Here is a 13,189-nt window from a genome sequence, read left to right on the forward strand (position 1 = left end):
CTTCCTTCGTGAGACTTGTTATCTAATTTGATTGGAGAGCAGTAATGATTCAAACAGAATCGATGCTTGATGTTGCAGATAACAGCGGCGCAAAGCGTGTTCAGTGTATTAAAGTACTGGGTGGCTCACATCGTCGTTATGCTGCTATCGGTGACATTATTAAGGTCACAGTGAAAGAAGCGATCCCTCGTGGTCGTGTTAAAAAAGGGCAGGTTCTTAACGCTGTTGTCGTTAGAACTAAGAAAGGTGTTCGTCGTTCTGATGGCTCAGTAATCCGTTTTGATGTAAACTCAGCGGTTCTATTGAATGCTTCAGGACAGCCTATTGGTACTCGTATCTTTGGCCCTGTAACACGTGAATTGCGTACTGAGCAGTTCATGAAAATTGTTTCTCTTGCACCTGAAGTGCTGTAAGAGGGAGAGGGGACATTATGCGTAAGATCAAACGTAACGACGAAGTTATCGTGATTGCTGGTAAAGATAAAGGCAAGCGCGGTAAAGTTGTTAAGGTAGTAGACGAAAATCGAGTTCTAGTTTCTGGCATTAATACTGTTAAGAAGCACGAGAAACCAAACCCTATGAAGGGTTCAACTGGTGGTATCGTTGAACAAGAAGCACCTATCCAGGTTTCCAATGTAGCCATTTTTAACGATGCTACGGGTAAAGCGGATCGCGTCGGCTTTAAATTGAACGAAGACGGTACGAAAGTGCGTGTTTTTAAATCAAATAGTGAAGCGATCGACGCCTAAGAGCGAGAATTATAGCCATGGCGAGACTTAAGCAAGTTTATAAAGATCAAGTTGTAGCAAAACTTACAGAAGAGTTTAGTTACAAGAATGTGATGGAAGTGCCTAAAATCACTAAAATCACTTTAAATATGGGTGTTGGTGAAGCTATCGCAGACAAGAAACTTCTTGAGCATGCGGTAAATGATCTTGAAGCACTTAGCGGCCAAAAAGTTGTAGTGACTAAGGCTCGTAAATCTGTAGCAGGCTTTAAAATCCGTGACGGTTATCCGATCGGTTGTAAAGTTACTCTACGTGGCGAGCGTATGTGGGATTTCTTCGACCGTTTGGTTGATGTTGCTATTCCACGTATCCGTGACTTTCGCGGACTTAATCCTAAGTCTTTCGATGGTCGTGGTAACTACAGTATGGGTGTTAAAGAGCAAATCATCTTCCCTGAGATCGATTACGATAAAGTAGATCGTGTACGTGGTATGGATATTACCATTACAACGACTGCTCGTACCGATGAAGAAGGTCGTGCTTTGCTAGCAGCCTTTAGTTTCCCTTTCAAGAAATAAGAGGTAGGAATCATGGCTAAAATATCAATGATTCAGCGCGAAGCAAAACGTACCAAATTAGTGGCTAAATTCGCTGAAAAGCGTGCGGCTCTAAAGGCGATCATTAGCGACGTTAATGCATCGGACGATGAAAAGTGGGAAGCGACGCTTAAATTGCAAGCGCTTCCACGCGATTCATCTTCTTCACGCCAACGTAATCGTTGCCAAATTACAGGTCGTCCGCACGGTGTATACCGTCGCTTCGGTCTGTCTCGTATCAAGTTGCGTGAAGCAGCGATGCGTGGTGACGTACCAGGCTTGAAGAAAGCTAGTTGGTAAGCAAGTAGAGCGCGATCATAATACATGGCAGTGAGTGGAGTGTCTAAATACTGGACATTCTGCTCGCTGCTGTGTACTATGCGCGAGCTCTATTTGCTGCACAATGGTTTTTTAATTAGGAGCTCTTAAATGAGTATGCAAGATACCCTTGCGGATATGTTTACACGTATTCGTAATGCACAGATGGCTGCAAAGACCTCTGTGAGCATGCCTTCATCAAAAATGAAGGCATCGATTGCTGCGGTTCTACGCGAAGAAGGTTACGTAGGTGACTTTTCTGTAGACGAAGCAGTAAAACCAACGCTTACTATCGAGTTGAAATACTACGAAGGTAAGCCAGTTATCGAACAAATCAAACGCGCATCTCGCCCAAGTTTGCGTCAATACAAAGGCACTAGTGCTCTACCTAAAGTAGAAGCTGGCCTTGGTGTTGCAATCATCTCCACTTCTAAAGGTGTGATGACAGACCGTGCAGCTCGTGCTGCTGGTATCGGTGGCGAAGTAATCTGCACAGTATTCTAGGAGTTAGTATGTCTCGAGTTGCTAATAGTCCCGTGACGCTTCCTAGTGGTGTAGATTTGACTCTAAATGGACAAAATGTTGTTGTTAAAGGCGGCAAAGGTTCTTTAGAGTTTAATGTTCACACAAGCGTACAAGTGTCTAAAGAAGAAAATGTTATTACCTTCGCTGCGCGCGATGGTGCTAAACAAAGCCGTGCCTTAGCTGGTACAACTCGTGCTTTGATTAACAACATGGTTGTTGGTGTTAGTCAGGGTTTTGAGAAAAGATTGTTTCTTCAAGGTGTTGGTTACCGTGCTGCGCTTAAAGGCAACGTACTTAACCTATCTCTGGGGTTCTCTCACCCAGTAGATTACGAACTTCCTGAAGGCGTAACAGCTGAATGTGCTTCTCAAACAGAAGTCGTGATCCGCGGTATTGATAAACAAGCCGTTGGTCAGGTTGCTGCAGAAGTTCGCGGTTTCCGTCCACCAGAGCCATATAAAGGCAAAGGTGTTCGCTATTCTGACGAAGTAATTCGTCGTAAAGAAGCTAAGAAGAAGTAGGTAGGCATTCATGAACACTAAAAAACAATCTCGGATTCGTCGTGCACGCCGTGCTCGTTTGCATATTCGTGACTTAGGTGCGAATCGTCTTACTGTACATCGCACACCACGCCATATGTATGCTCAAGTGATTTCTCCTTGTGGTAGTAAAGTGCTAGCTAGCGCTTCTACTCTTGAAGAAGCTCTTCGTGGCTCAGCGACAGGCAACAAAGCAGCGGCTCAAGAAGTCGGTACTTTGATTGCTACACGCGCTAAAGAAGCAGGTGTCACTTCGGTCGCTTTCGACCGTTCTGGCTTCAAATACCATGGCCGCGTTCAAGTTCTTGCTGACGCTGCACGTGAAGCCGGTCTAGAGTTCTAAGGGGTAGCAAATGGCAGTTAATGATCAACAAACTAGCGACCTCCAAGAGAAGCTAGTTCAAGTAAACCGCGTAGCTAAAGTTGTAAAGGGTGGTCGTATCTTCTCTTTCACAGCTTTGACAGTCGTTGGTGATGGTAAAGGTAAAGTTGGCTTTGGTCGTGGTAAAGCGCGTGAAGTTCCTCAAGCAATTCAAAAAGCAATGGAACAAGCTCGTCGTAACATGGTTTCTGTTAAGCTAGATGGCGATACTCTTCAGTATCCTGTTAAAGCGAATCACGGAGCATCTAAAGTTTACATGCAGCCTGCGTCTCAAGGTACCGGTATCATCGCCGGTGGTGCAATGCGTGCGGTTCTAGAAATCGCTGGCGTTCACAACGTTTTGGCGAAATGTTACGGTTCTACAAACCCAGTAAACGTAGTTCGCGCTACTATCAAAGGTTTGCAGGATATGAAAGCACCTGAACAAATCGCGGCAAAACGCGGTAAGTCAGTCGATCAAATTTTGGGGTAATGTGTCATGGCGAATAATACCATCACAGTTCAACTAACCCGCAGCCCGATCGGTCGTCTTCCAAAGCACCGTGAAACTGTTAAAGGCTTGGGTTTGCGTAAAGTTGGCCAAACACGTGAGTTGGAAGATACTCCTTCTGTACGTGGTATGGTTAATAAAGTTTATTACATGGTTAAAGTGGTAGGGGAATAACATGTTCTTAAATACACTTCGTCCTGGCGAAGGTAGCAAGCATGCTCCTAAACGTGTTGGTCGCGGCATTGGTAGCGGCTTGGGTAAAACCGGCGGACGTGGCCATAAAGGTCTTAAGTCTCGTTCTGGTGGCTCAGTAAAACCTGGTTTTGAAGGTGGTCAAATGCCTTTGCAGCGTCGTCTGCCAAAATTCGGTTTCACTTCACGTCAGGCAAAGTATGTTGCTGAGGTTCGTTTAAACGAGCTTGCTGCTGTAAATGCTGAAGTTGTAGATTTGGCTGCTCTTAAAGGCGCCGACATCTTAGGTCATCAAATTAAGACTGCTCGTGTGATTTTGTCTGGTTCTATCGACAAAGCTATCACTGTTCGTGGCCTTAAAGTGACTAAAGGTGCTCGTGCCGCTATTGAAGCAGCTGGCGGAAAAGTCGAGGAATAAATGGCAAAGCGTGGCTCACTACCAGCTGGTATGCAAAATGGATTAAGCGAGCTTTGGGCTCGTATCCGTTTTGTGTTTCTGGCAATTATTGTATACCGAATCGGTGCACACATTCCTGTCCCAGGTATTAACCCTGATAGGCTGTCTGCGTTGTTTGATCAAAATGAAGGCACTATTCTGAGTTTATTTAACGTATTCTCAGGGGGCGCGCTTGAGCGCATGAGTATTTTTGCGCTTGGGATTTTGCCCTATATTTCTGCCTCTATTATTATGCAGTTATTGACAGTTGTGAGTCCGCAGCTAGAGCAGTTAAAGAAAGAGGGTGAGGCGGGTCGTCGTAAGATTACTCAGTACACTCGTTACGGTACTGTGCTTCTTGCTCTTGTCCAGTCTGCTAGTATGGCAGTTGGTTTAGCAAGTCAAGGGATCTCATTTAGCAGTGGCATGGAATTCTATGCTGTAGCTGTTGTAACCCTTGTTGCTGGTACTGTTTTCTTGATGTGGCTAGGTGAGCAGGTTACCGAAAAAGGGATTGGTAATGGTATTTCCATTCTAATCTTTGCAGGTATCGTTGCTGGCTTACCTTCTGCTTTAGGCCGTTCATTTGAGTCGGCTCGTCAAGGCGATATCAATATTTTAGCTTTGTTGTTAATTGGTATATTAGCTATTGCGACCATCGCATTCGTTGTTTTCATTGAACGCGGTCAACGTCGTATTACGGTTAATTATGCTAAGCGTCAACAAGGCAAAAAAGTATTTGCTGCACAAAAGAGTCATTTGCCTCTTAAAGTGAATATGGCTGGTGTAATTCCACCTATATTTGCTTCAAGTATCCTTTTATTCCCAGCTTCGATCGGACAGTGGTTTGGTCAGGGTGAAGGAATGGAATGGTTGCAAAATATCTCTTTGGCTCTAGCTCCTGGGCAACCGCTTTATGTGCTGTTGTTTGCGATAGCAATTGTTTTCTTTTGCTTCTTCTATACGGCGCTAGTATTCAACCCTAAAGATGTGGCAGATAACTTGAAAAAGTCCGGTGCGTTTTTGCCGGGTATTCGTCCAGGCGATCATACAGCTCGATATATTGATGGTGTAATGACTCGTTTGACACTGTTTGGTGCTTTATACATCACTCTAGTGTCTCTGATGCCTCAGTTCTTTGTTGTTGCGTGGAATGTTCCATTCTACTTTGGCGGTACTTCTATGTTGATCGTAGTGGTAGTTGTCATGGACTTTATGTCGCAAGTGCAAAGTCATTTGATGAGTCAGCAATACGAATCATTAATGAAGAAATCTAATCTGACTGGTTATGGTCCAAATGGCCTAATGCGTTAAGCGTAGGTTGGAGTTGAACATGAAAGTACGTGCATCTGTAAAGAAAATCTGTCGTAACTGCAAAATCGTTCGTCGTAACGGTTCAGTTCGAGTGATTTGCATTGAGCCTCGTCACAAACAGCGTCAAGGTTAATAGCGAGTTCGCTCGATGATGGGAAGGGTGGTTGATTTATGTCCTAAAGATAGGCATAATCAGCCGCCCTCATGATAGTAAAGTGATGAATTAACATATAATCATCAATAACAACGGAGTAAAGTGAATGGCTCGTATAGCCGGTGTCAATATTCCTGACAATAAACATGCGGTCATTTCTCTGACTTACATCTTCGGAATTGGTCGCACTCGTTCACGCGCTATCTGCGCAGCTACGGGTGTTGCTGAAACTGCGAAAATTGGTTCATTAAGTGATGATATCCTTGATGAGCTTCGTGGTGAAGTTGCTAAGTATACTGTAGAGGGTGACTTACGTCGTGAAGTCAGTATGTCTATCAAACGTTTGATGGACCTAGGTTGCAATCGCGGGATTCGTCATCGCCGCAGCCTACCAGTTCGTGGTCAACGTACCAAAACGAACGCTCGTACACGAAAAGGCCCTCGTAAGCCTATTCGTAAGTAATTTAAACGCGTTTCGCTCTAGCCACTAAGTTTGCTAGAGCTGAGCATTAAATAGGAAAGTGCAATATGGCTAAGCCAGCTACGCGCAACACCAAGAAAAAAGTCAAAAAGACGGTCGTCGACGGTGTTGCTCATGTACACGCGTCATTTAATAACACGATCGTGACTATCACTGACCGCCAAGGCAATGCTTTGTCTTGGGCTACTGCCGGTGGTTCTGGTTTTCGCGGATCTCGTAAAAGTACTCCTTTCGCAGCTCAAGTAGCAGCGGAACGTGCCGGTACTGTCGCACAAGAGTTCGGCCTTAAAAACGTTGACGTAATGATCAAGGGCCCTGGTCCTGGTCGTGAGTCCGCAGTTCGTGCATTAAATGCATTGGGCTTGCGTATCAATAACATCACAGATGTGACGCCAATTCCGCACAACGGTTGTCGTCCACCTAAGAAACGTCGCGTTTAATTGAGGAGACAGATACATGGCTCGTTATATAGGTCCAACTTGTAAGTTGTCTCGTCGTGAAGGTACCGACTTGCAATTGAAGAGCGGTTCACGCGCTCTTGAGTCGAAATGTAAAGTAGAAACGGTTCCTGGTGTGCACGGTGCACGTCGCGGTCGTCTTTCTGATTACGGCTTACAATTACGTGAGAAACAAAAAGTACGTCGTATGTACGGTGTTCTTGAAAAGCAATTTCGTAATTACTACAAATCTGCTGCTCGTCTTAAAGGTGCAACTGGTGAAAACCTTCTGCAACTTTTGGAATCACGTTTAGATAACGTTGTATACCGCGCAGGTTTTGGTTCTACACGTGCAGAAGCTCGTCAGCTAGTTGGCCATAAAGGCATTCTAGTAAATGGCGCTACGGTTAACATTCCGTCTTACCAAGTTAAAGCTGGTGACGTTGTGTCTATCCGTGAAAAAGCTAAGAAGCAATTGCGTGTACAAAGCGCACTAGAGCTATCTAAAGGTCGTGCACCGATCCATTGGATCGAAGTTGATTCAACTAAACTGGAAGCAACTTACAAAGCTGCTCCAGAACGTGCCGATTTATCAGCTGAAATTAATGAGAACCTAATTGTCGAACTTTACTCTAAGTAAGTCGGTAATTGGGATTAAGAAATAGGTGGATCTATGCAGCGTTCAGTGAGCGAATTGTTAACCCCACGCAACATTGAAGTTCAGGAGCTAGGCAACTGTCGCGCTAAAGTTACACTGCAACCACTAGAGCGTGGTTTTGGTCATACTTTAGGTAACGCACTGCGCCGAATCTTGCTTTCTTCAATGCCAGGTTGTGCGATTGTTGAAGTCGAAATCGACGGTGTATTACACGAATACAGCGCAATCGAAGGGGTTAAAGAAGATGTAATTGAAATTCTTCTTAACCTGAAAGGAGTTGCGATCGCTCTACACGGGCAAGATGAAGCAACTCTTACTCTAAGTAAAAAAGGTCCTGGTATCGTAACAGCTGGAGATATTCAGTTGGTTGCTGATGCAGAGATCGCTAACCCGGACCATGTGATTGCGCACTTGGATGATACTGCAGAGTTAACTATGCAGATCAAAGTCGCTCGTGGCCGTGGTTATGAGCCTGCTGATGCTCGTGTTGCTGGCGACGATGAGACTCGTCCAATCGGTCGCTTGCAACTGGATGCCTCATTCAGCCCTGTTCGCCGTGTTGCGTACAGTGTCGATAATGCTCGTGTAGAGCAGCGTACAGATTTAGATAAGCTAGTTTTAGATATCGAATCTAATGGTACAATCGATCCTGAAGAAGCAATTCGTCGTGCAGCGACTATTTTACAACAGCAAATCGCAGTTTTTGTCGCCCTTGAAAGCGAAAGCGAAGCCCCTGTTGTAGAAGAAGAGGATGAGATTGATCCAATTTTGCTACGCCCGGTTGATGATCTTGAATTGACCGTTCGCAGTGCTAACTGTTTAAAAGCAGAGAACATTTATTACATCGGTGATTTGATTCAACGTACTGAGGTTGAGCTTCTTAAGACGCCTAACCTAGGTAAGAAGTCGTTAACTGAAATCAAAGATGTTTTAGCACAGCGTGGTTTGTCTTTGGGAATGCGTTTGGAAAATTGGCCACCGGCTAGTTTGAAAGACGATAGCAAAGTTCTAGCTCGCTAGGTCATTGTTCCCTGACCACCGTAGTTTGGTAAGGAATGTAAAATGCGTCATCGTAAGAGTGGACGTCACTTAAACCGTACTAGCTCACATCGTAAAGCGATGTTTAAAAACATGGCTGCTTCTTTGTTCGAACACGAAGTTATTAAAACTACGTTGCCGAAAGCGAAAGAACTACGTCGTGTTGCTGAGCCATTGATCACATTGGCGAAAGTTGATTCTGTTGCGAATCGTCGCCTTGCCTTTGCTCGTACTCGTAGCAAAGATGCAGTAGGTAAATTGTTTTCTGAACTTGGTCCTCGTTACCAAGCTCGTCCTGGTGGTTATGTTCGCATTCTTAAATGTGGCTTCCGTACAGGTGACAACGCGCCTATGGCTTATGTTGAATTGGTCGATCGTCCAGTTACAGAAGCCGCTGAGTAATATCAGTTTGTAATAAAAAGCCGAGCTAATAGCTCGGCTTTTTTTTGCCCAGAATGTGACTGTTTTTCAGGCATAAAAAATACCCGAAGTTTTCTCTTTCGGGTATTTTGTTGCCTTTGATATTGCTAATTAAGCATTTGTTTCAGGAAGCGTCCAGTGTGCGACTTTTCGGCTTTAGTAATGTCTTCAGGTGTTCCTTCTGCAACTATGTATCCGCCACCGCTACCACCTTCTGGCCCTAAGTCTACAATCCAATCTGCTGTTTTAATGACATCTAGGTTATGCTCAATGACAACGACGGTATTGCCATGGTCTCTAAGGCGATGAAGAACTTTTAGTAATTGCTCTATATCGGCAAAGTGTAGGCCTGTTGTCGGCTCATCCAGTATGTATAGCGTTGTACCTGTATCTCGTTTAGATAGTTCCTTAGCTAGTTTAACCCGCTGAGCTTCACCACCAGAAAGCGTGGTCGCGGCTTGTCCCAGACGAATATAACCCAAGCCTACATCTATTAACGTTTGTAGTTTTCTTGCGATAGAAGGAACAGGATCAAAGAAGTCTCGAGCATCTTCAATGGTCATTTCTAAGCATTCGTGAATGTTCTTCCCTTTGTAATGGATTTCTAGTGTTTCACGATTGTAGCGTTTGCCTTTGCAGGTATCGCAAGGAACGTAGACATCCGGAAGAAAGTGCATCTCAACCTTAATTACGCCATCACCTTGACAAGCTTCACAGCGTCCACCTTTGACGTTAAAACTGAAACGCCCTGGTTTATACCCACGTGAGCGCGATTCTTGTGTTGCTGAAAATAGCTCTCTCATCGGTGTAAAAATCCCCGTGTAGGTGGCTGGATTTGATCTTGGTGTACGTCCAATAGGGCTTTGATCAATGTCCACGCACTTGTCGAATAAATCTAAACCTTCGATAGCTTCATGGGGTGCTGCTTTTAATGTTGTTGCACCATTAAGTGCTGTGGCGGCAAGAGGGTATAGGGTGCCATTGATTAATGTTGATTTACCTGATCCTGAAACCCCCGTAACACAAGTCATTACACCAACAGGGATATGGAGGTTAACCGTATTCAAGTTGTTGCCTGTTGCGCCTATTAATTTAAGCTGTTGTTGGTTCTTAGCTTGATGTCGAATAGTGGGAATTTCAATTTTACGCTTGCCCGTTAGATACTGTCCGGTAATCGACTGTGGGCAGTTCATAATGTCTTGTGGCGTACCGCTGACGATAACTTCTCCACCGTGAATACCTGCTCCAGGGCCGATATCGACAACAAAATCAGCGATACGAATTGCATCTTCATCGTGCTCCACCACAATTACGGTATTACCTAGGTCTCTAAGCCTAGTTAATGTGGCGATTAGGCGTTCATTGTCACGTTGATGCAGGCCAATGGAGGGTTCATCAAGAATATACATTACGCCTACTAGACCGGCACCTATTTGGCTAGCAAGGCGTATTCGTTGTGCTTCACCACCGGACAATGAGTCGGCTTTTCGGTCCAGTGTTAAATAGTCTAAGCCGACGTTTACTAAGAAGGTTAATCGATCACGAATCTCTTTTAGGATTTTTGAGGCAATTTCGCCACGGGCCCCTGGAAGCTTTAGTGTTTCAAAATATCTCAAGCATTCTGCGATTGGATAAGTTACGACTTCTGGTAATGTTTGTTCAGCAATAAAAACATTGCGAGCAGATCGATTGAGTCGCGAGCCATGGCAATCTGGACAAGGTTGAATACTGATGTACTGTGAAAGGTCATCACGTACGCTATCAGATTCTGTTTCGTGATAGCGGCGTTGCAAGTTTGGAATGACTCCTTCAAATGCATGAGATCGCGTCATCTTGTCGCCACGCTCATTGATATAGACGAAATCTATTTTGTCTTTGCCTGAGCCTTGTAAAATACGTTTTTTAAAATCACTAGGAATGTCTTTGTATTTCGCCTCTATGTCGAATCCATAGTGTTTCGCAAGAGCGTTCAGTTGCTGGTAGTAAAAGATGCTACGTCGCCCCCAGCCGCGTATTGCGCCTTCTGCTAGAGTTAGGCTGTCATCTTGGATGATGCGTTCTGGATCAAACATTTGATGAGTGCCTAAGCCATCGCATGTTTGACAGGCGCCATTTGGGTTGTTGAAGGAGAATAGGCGGGGTTCTAATTCTGTTAAGCTATAGCCACAAACAGGGCAGGCAAACTTGCTAGAGAAAATGTATTCTTCTTGTTCATCATCCATGTTAATCGCTTTAGCGATGCCGTCGGATAAGCCAAGACAAGTTTCGAAAGACTCTGCTAAGCGAAGCTGTAAGTCGGGGCGTACTTTAAAGCGGTCGATCACTACTTCGATGGTGTGCTTTTTGTTTTTTTCTAACGCTGGCGCGTCATCTAGATCGACGACAATGCCATCAATTCTGGCTCGAATAAAGCCCTTTGATAATAGATCGCTTATTGTATGTAAGTGCTCACCTTTTCGATCTTTAACGATCGGTGCAAGCAACATCATCTTAGTTTCTTCCGGTAGCGATATAACTTTATCGACCATTTGTGATATGGTTTGCGCCTCTAATGGCTCGCCATGATCTGGGCAGCGAGGTTGTCCGGCGCGGGCAAATAACAATCGTAGATAGTCGTATATTTCTGTTATTGTACCAACGGTTGATCGCGGGTTGTGAGAGGTTGATTTTTGCTCGATAGAAATAGCAGGAGAAAGACCTTCAATATGGTCAATGTCTGGCTTTTCCATCATGGACAAAAATTGTCGGGCGTATGTTGAAAGCGATTCTACATAGCGGCGCTGTCCTTCTGCATATAATGTATCGAAAGCGAGAGATGATTTACCTGAGCCTGATAGCCCAGTAATCACCACAAGTTTGTCTCTTGGAATGTCTAGGTCCACATTTTTTAAATTATGTGTGCGGGCCCCGCGTATGGTAATGGTATCCATGAGTCTCCAATGTGAAGTCGATCAACAGAAAGAAATCTGTCAGTAAATTAAATAACTGTCTATTTTTACAGTAGTTGAAATGGAGCTTCAACGGTATTTTTTGTAAAATTGACAATCTTTTTTCTTAACCACCCAGTTAAACGGTTGAAACCGCCTTATGGATCTACTTGAACGTCGTTCAGTTCTTGCTTTAGCGCTGATCTATTTATTCAGAATGTTGGGCTTGTTCCTCATTATGCCTGTTATTAGTGTGGCGGCAGATGGGCTGACAGGGGCCGATGCCGCGTTGATTGGTACGGCGATTGGTATTTACGGTCTGACCCAAGCGAGTTTGCAGATTCCGATGGGCATGTGGTCAGATAAAATTGGCCGTAAGCGTGTCATTGTCATTGGTTTGCTATTGTTTGCTGTGGGTAGTTTGATCTGTGCTAATGCGAGTGATATCAATACTTTGATAGTTGGGCGCGCAGTTCAAGGTGCAGGTGCCATTGCTAGTACTCTTATGGCATTGTTGAGTGATGTTACTAGAGAGCAAAACCGGACCAAAGCCATGGCAATTGTTGGTGTAAGTATCGGTGCTTCATTTATGTTGTCTTTAGTGCTGGGTCCTTGGATTTTTGCTTTGATTGGCCTTTCTGGTCTGTTTTATCTCTCCTTTGCGTTATCTTTACTTGGTATCATCTTGATCGTTTTTGCTGTGCCGAATATCGTTCAGCACACTTTTAAGCGCGACACGACGCCAAGCCTAATGGCTCTTGGCTTGGTTCTGAAAGACTCTAAACTTCGGTTTTTAAATGTCAGTGTTTTATTGTTGCATGCTAGCCTTACTGCATTGTTTGTCACTGTGCCAAATTTGTTGGTTCAACAATTTGATTTGCCCTTGTCAGAACATAGCTGGCTTTACTTAGCTATCATGGGTTTTGCCTTTGCTGGTATGTTACCATTAGTGATTATTGCCGAATCAAAAGGTAAGACAAAAGGCGTCTTAATCGCCGTGATGATTTTGTTGGGCTTAAGCTCTATATTGCTGCATTGGGCGCCTCACCTTTGGGTGTTTGGGGCCTTATTGTGGGTTTATTTTGTGGGCTTTAATTCTCTAGAAGCCGTGTTGCCTTCGCTAATTAGTAAGTTGGCACCTGTAGGTTATCGCGGTACTGCGATGGGCGTGTTTTCTACTCATCAATTTATGGGCTCATTTTTGGGTGGTGTTGGCGGTGGTTGGTTGCTGCAACATCATGCAAATGGTGGTGTCTTTTGGGTTGTTGGTGTGGTGTTTTTGGCTTGGTCGCTTGTTTGTGCCGTACAGCCTGCACCTCGTCAGTTAAGCAGTATGGCGTTTAGCCTACCCAATATGACAGATGAAGATGTAACAAAGTTGGCGGATCAACTTGCTGAAATCCAAGGAGTGGAAGGTATGCAAATTTTTAAAGATGAGCAAACGGCTTATCTAAAAGTCGATAAAAAAATATTAGATAAAGATGCTCTGGTGCGCCTGGCACCGCAAGTACATCTTTAAGTAAAACACTATTCTATCTTTTAGTTGGAGAAGAAC

19 protein-coding genes are annotated in these 13,189 nt (G+C 44.4%); 18 read left to right on the forward strand and 1 reads right to left on the reverse strand.

The genetic code is table 11. The features are described 5' to 3' along the window. Window positions 1-44 precede the first annotated feature (44 nt). The 17 genes from rplN to rplQ all read left to right on the forward strand — a co-directional run bounded on the left by rplN (window position 45) and on the right by rplQ (window position 8,689). Window positions 45-413, forward strand: coding sequence for a 50S ribosomal protein L14 (rplN, locus tag DFP80_RS18515; protein ID WP_067020125.1), 369 nt, complete (start codon window positions 45-47; stop codon window positions 411-413). Window positions 414-430: 17 nt separating this feature from the next. Next, a complete protein-coding gene (gene rplX / locus DFP80_RS18520; protein WP_113918288.1) occupies window positions 431-748 on the forward strand; it encodes a 50S ribosomal protein L24 in 318 nt (105 codons plus the stop codon). Window positions 749-765: 17 nt separating this feature from the next. Beyond that, window positions 766-1,305, forward strand: coding sequence for a 50S ribosomal protein L5 (rplE, locus tag DFP80_RS18525; protein WP_012071924.1), 540 nt, complete (start codon window positions 766-768; stop codon window positions 1,303-1,305). Window positions 1,306-1,317: 12 nt separating this feature from the next. Then, window positions 1,318-1,623, forward strand: a complete 306-nt coding sequence (rpsN, locus tag DFP80_RS18530) for a 30S ribosomal protein S14 (RefSeq protein WP_110577373.1) — start codon at window positions 1,318-1,320, stop codon at window positions 1,621-1,623. 129 nt (window positions 1,624-1,752) lie between these two features. Further along, window positions 1,753-2,145, forward strand: coding sequence for a 30S ribosomal protein S8 (rpsH, locus tag DFP80_RS18535; protein WP_113918289.1), 393 nt, complete (start codon window positions 1,753-1,755; stop codon window positions 2,143-2,145). A gap of 8 nt (window positions 2,146-2,153) precedes the next feature. Beyond that, on the forward strand, window positions 2,154-2,687 hold the full coding sequence (rplF, locus tag DFP80_RS18540; protein WP_113918290.1) for a 50S ribosomal protein L6: 534 nt from the start codon (window positions 2,154-2,156) through the stop codon (window positions 2,685-2,687). A gap of 10 nt (window positions 2,688-2,697) precedes the next feature. Continuing rightward, window positions 2,698-3,048, forward strand: a complete 351-nt coding sequence (gene rplR / locus DFP80_RS18545) for a 50S ribosomal protein L18 (RefSeq protein ID WP_113918291.1) — start codon at window positions 2,698-2,700, stop codon at window positions 3,046-3,048. 10 nt (window positions 3,049-3,058) lie between these two features. Beyond that, window positions 3,059-3,559 (forward strand): 30S ribosomal protein S5, encoded by a 501-nt coding sequence (rpsE, locus tag DFP80_RS18550; protein ID WP_113918292.1) that lies wholly within the window; start codon window positions 3,059-3,061, stop codon window positions 3,557-3,559. A gap of 6 nt (window positions 3,560-3,565) precedes the next feature. Then, window positions 3,566-3,751 carry a 50S ribosomal protein L30 gene (gene rpmD / locus DFP80_RS18555; RefSeq protein ID WP_012071918.1) on the forward strand — a complete coding sequence of 62 codons (186 nt, stop codon included), beginning with the start codon at window positions 3,566-3,568 and terminating at the stop codon, window positions 3,749-3,751. Window position 3,752: 1 nt separating this feature from the next. After that, a complete protein-coding gene (rplO, locus tag DFP80_RS18560) occupies window positions 3,753-4,187 on the forward strand; it encodes a 50S ribosomal protein L15 (RefSeq protein ID WP_072841824.1) in 435 nt (144 codons plus the stop codon). Further along, window positions 4,188-5,519, forward strand: coding sequence for a preprotein translocase subunit SecY (secY, locus tag DFP80_RS18565; RefSeq protein WP_012071916.1), 1,332 nt, complete (start codon window positions 4,188-4,190; stop codon window positions 5,517-5,519). It abuts the gene before it with no gap. A 19-nt stretch (window positions 5,520-5,538) separates the two neighbouring features. Next, window positions 5,539-5,652 carry a 50S ribosomal protein L36 gene (gene rpmJ / locus DFP80_RS18570; protein WP_110577380.1) on the forward strand — a complete coding sequence of 38 codons (114 nt, stop codon included), beginning with the start codon at window positions 5,539-5,541 and terminating at the stop codon, window positions 5,650-5,652. 127 nt (window positions 5,653-5,779) lie between these two features. Continuing rightward, a complete protein-coding gene (gene rpsM / locus DFP80_RS18575) occupies window positions 5,780-6,136 on the forward strand; it encodes a 30S ribosomal protein S13 (protein ID WP_013797821.1) in 357 nt (118 codons plus the stop codon). Between the two features lie 65 nt (window positions 6,137-6,201). Beyond that, entirely contained in the window at window positions 6,202-6,594 is a 393-nt protein-coding gene (rpsK, locus tag DFP80_RS18580; RefSeq protein ID WP_012071913.1) for a 30S ribosomal protein S11, read from the forward strand. 16 nt (window positions 6,595-6,610) lie between these two features. Next, window positions 6,611-7,231: a 30S ribosomal protein S4 gene (gene rpsD / locus DFP80_RS18585; RefSeq protein ID WP_113918293.1), complete on the forward strand. Its 621-nt coding sequence runs from the start codon at window positions 6,611-6,613 to the stop codon at window positions 7,229-7,231. A gap of 33 nt (window positions 7,232-7,264) precedes the next feature. Next, complete coding sequence (locus tag DFP80_RS18590) at window positions 7,265-8,269, forward strand: DNA-directed RNA polymerase subunit alpha (protein WP_111608644.1); 1,005 nt, start codon at window positions 7,265-7,267, stop codon at window positions 8,267-8,269. 42 nt (window positions 8,270-8,311) lie between these two features. Further along, window positions 8,312-8,689: a 50S ribosomal protein L17 gene (gene rplQ / locus DFP80_RS18595; protein WP_113918294.1), complete on the forward strand. Its 378-nt coding sequence runs from the start codon at window positions 8,312-8,314 to the stop codon at window positions 8,687-8,689. 125 nt (window positions 8,690-8,814) lie between these two features. On the opposite strand, the gene uvrA is transcribed toward rplQ, so the two are convergent. Beyond that, complete coding sequence (uvrA, locus tag DFP80_RS18600) at window positions 8,815-11,637, reverse strand: excinuclease ABC subunit UvrA (protein WP_113918295.1); 2,823 nt, start codon at window positions 11,635-11,637, stop codon at window positions 8,815-8,817. Between the two features lie 157 nt (window positions 11,638-11,794). Between uvrA and DFP80_RS18605 the strand changes: the two genes are divergently transcribed. Continuing rightward, complete coding sequence (locus tag DFP80_RS18605) at window positions 11,795-13,153, forward strand: MFS transporter (protein ID WP_113918296.1); 1,359 nt, start codon at window positions 11,795-11,797, stop codon at window positions 13,151-13,153. The last annotated feature ends 36 nt before the right edge of the window (window positions 13,154-13,189 follow it).

It is taken from the genome of Marinomonas rhizomae (assembly GCF_003315485.1).
Classification (GTDB): Bacteria; Pseudomonadota; Gammaproteobacteria; order Pseudomonadales; family Marinomonadaceae; genus Marinomonas; species Marinomonas rhizomae.

Coding starts and splice junctions, on each gene's coding strand:
- DFP80_RS18605 (WP_113918296.1), top strand. CDS start 11,795: ATGGATCTACTTGAACGTCGTTCAGTTCTTGCTTTAGCGCTGATCTAT.
- rplN (WP_067020125.1), top strand. CDS start 45: ATGATTCAAACAGAATCGATGCTTGATGTTGCAGATAACAGCGGCGCA.
- DFP80_RS18590 (WP_111608644.1), top strand. CDS start 7,265: ATGCAGCGTTCAGTGAGCGAATTGTTAACCCCACGCAACATTGAAGTT.
- uvrA (WP_113918295.1), bottom strand. CDS start 11,637: ATGGATACCATTACCATACGCGGGGCCCGCACACATAATTTAAAAAAT.
- secY (WP_012071916.1), top strand. CDS start 4,188: ATGGCAAAGCGTGGCTCACTACCAGCTGGTATGCAAAATGGATTAAGC.
- rpsE (WP_113918292.1), top strand. CDS start 3,059: ATGGCAGTTAATGATCAACAAACTAGCGACCTCCAAGAGAAGCTAGTT.
- rplO (WP_072841824.1), top strand. CDS start 3,753: ATGTTCTTAAATACACTTCGTCCTGGCGAAGGTAGCAAGCATGCTCCT.
- rpmJ (WP_110577380.1), top strand. CDS start 5,539: ATGAAAGTACGTGCATCTGTAAAGAAAATCTGTCGTAACTGCAAAATC.
- rplQ (WP_113918294.1), top strand. CDS start 8,312: ATGCGTCATCGTAAGAGTGGACGTCACTTAAACCGTACTAGCTCACAT.
- rplR (WP_113918291.1), top strand. CDS start 2,698: ATGAACACTAAAAAACAATCTCGGATTCGTCGTGCACGCCGTGCTCGT.
- rpsH (WP_113918289.1), top strand. CDS start 1,753: ATGAGTATGCAAGATACCCTTGCGGATATGTTTACACGTATTCGTAAT.
- rpsN (WP_110577373.1), top strand. CDS start 1,318: ATGGCTAAAATATCAATGATTCAGCGCGAAGCAAAACGTACCAAATTA.
- rplX (WP_113918288.1), top strand. CDS start 431: ATGCGTAAGATCAAACGTAACGACGAAGTTATCGTGATTGCTGGTAAA.
- rplE (WP_012071924.1), top strand. CDS start 766: ATGGCGAGACTTAAGCAAGTTTATAAAGATCAAGTTGTAGCAAAACTT.
- rpsM (WP_013797821.1), top strand. CDS start 5,780: ATGGCTCGTATAGCCGGTGTCAATATTCCTGACAATAAACATGCGGTC.
- rplF (WP_113918290.1), top strand. CDS start 2,154: ATGTCTCGAGTTGCTAATAGTCCCGTGACGCTTCCTAGTGGTGTAGAT.
- rpmD (WP_012071918.1), top strand. CDS start 3,566: ATGGCGAATAATACCATCACAGTTCAACTAACCCGCAGCCCGATCGGT.
- rpsK (WP_012071913.1), top strand. CDS start 6,202: ATGGCTAAGCCAGCTACGCGCAACACCAAGAAAAAAGTCAAAAAGACG.
- rpsD (WP_113918293.1), top strand. CDS start 6,611: ATGGCTCGTTATATAGGTCCAACTTGTAAGTTGTCTCGTCGTGAAGGT.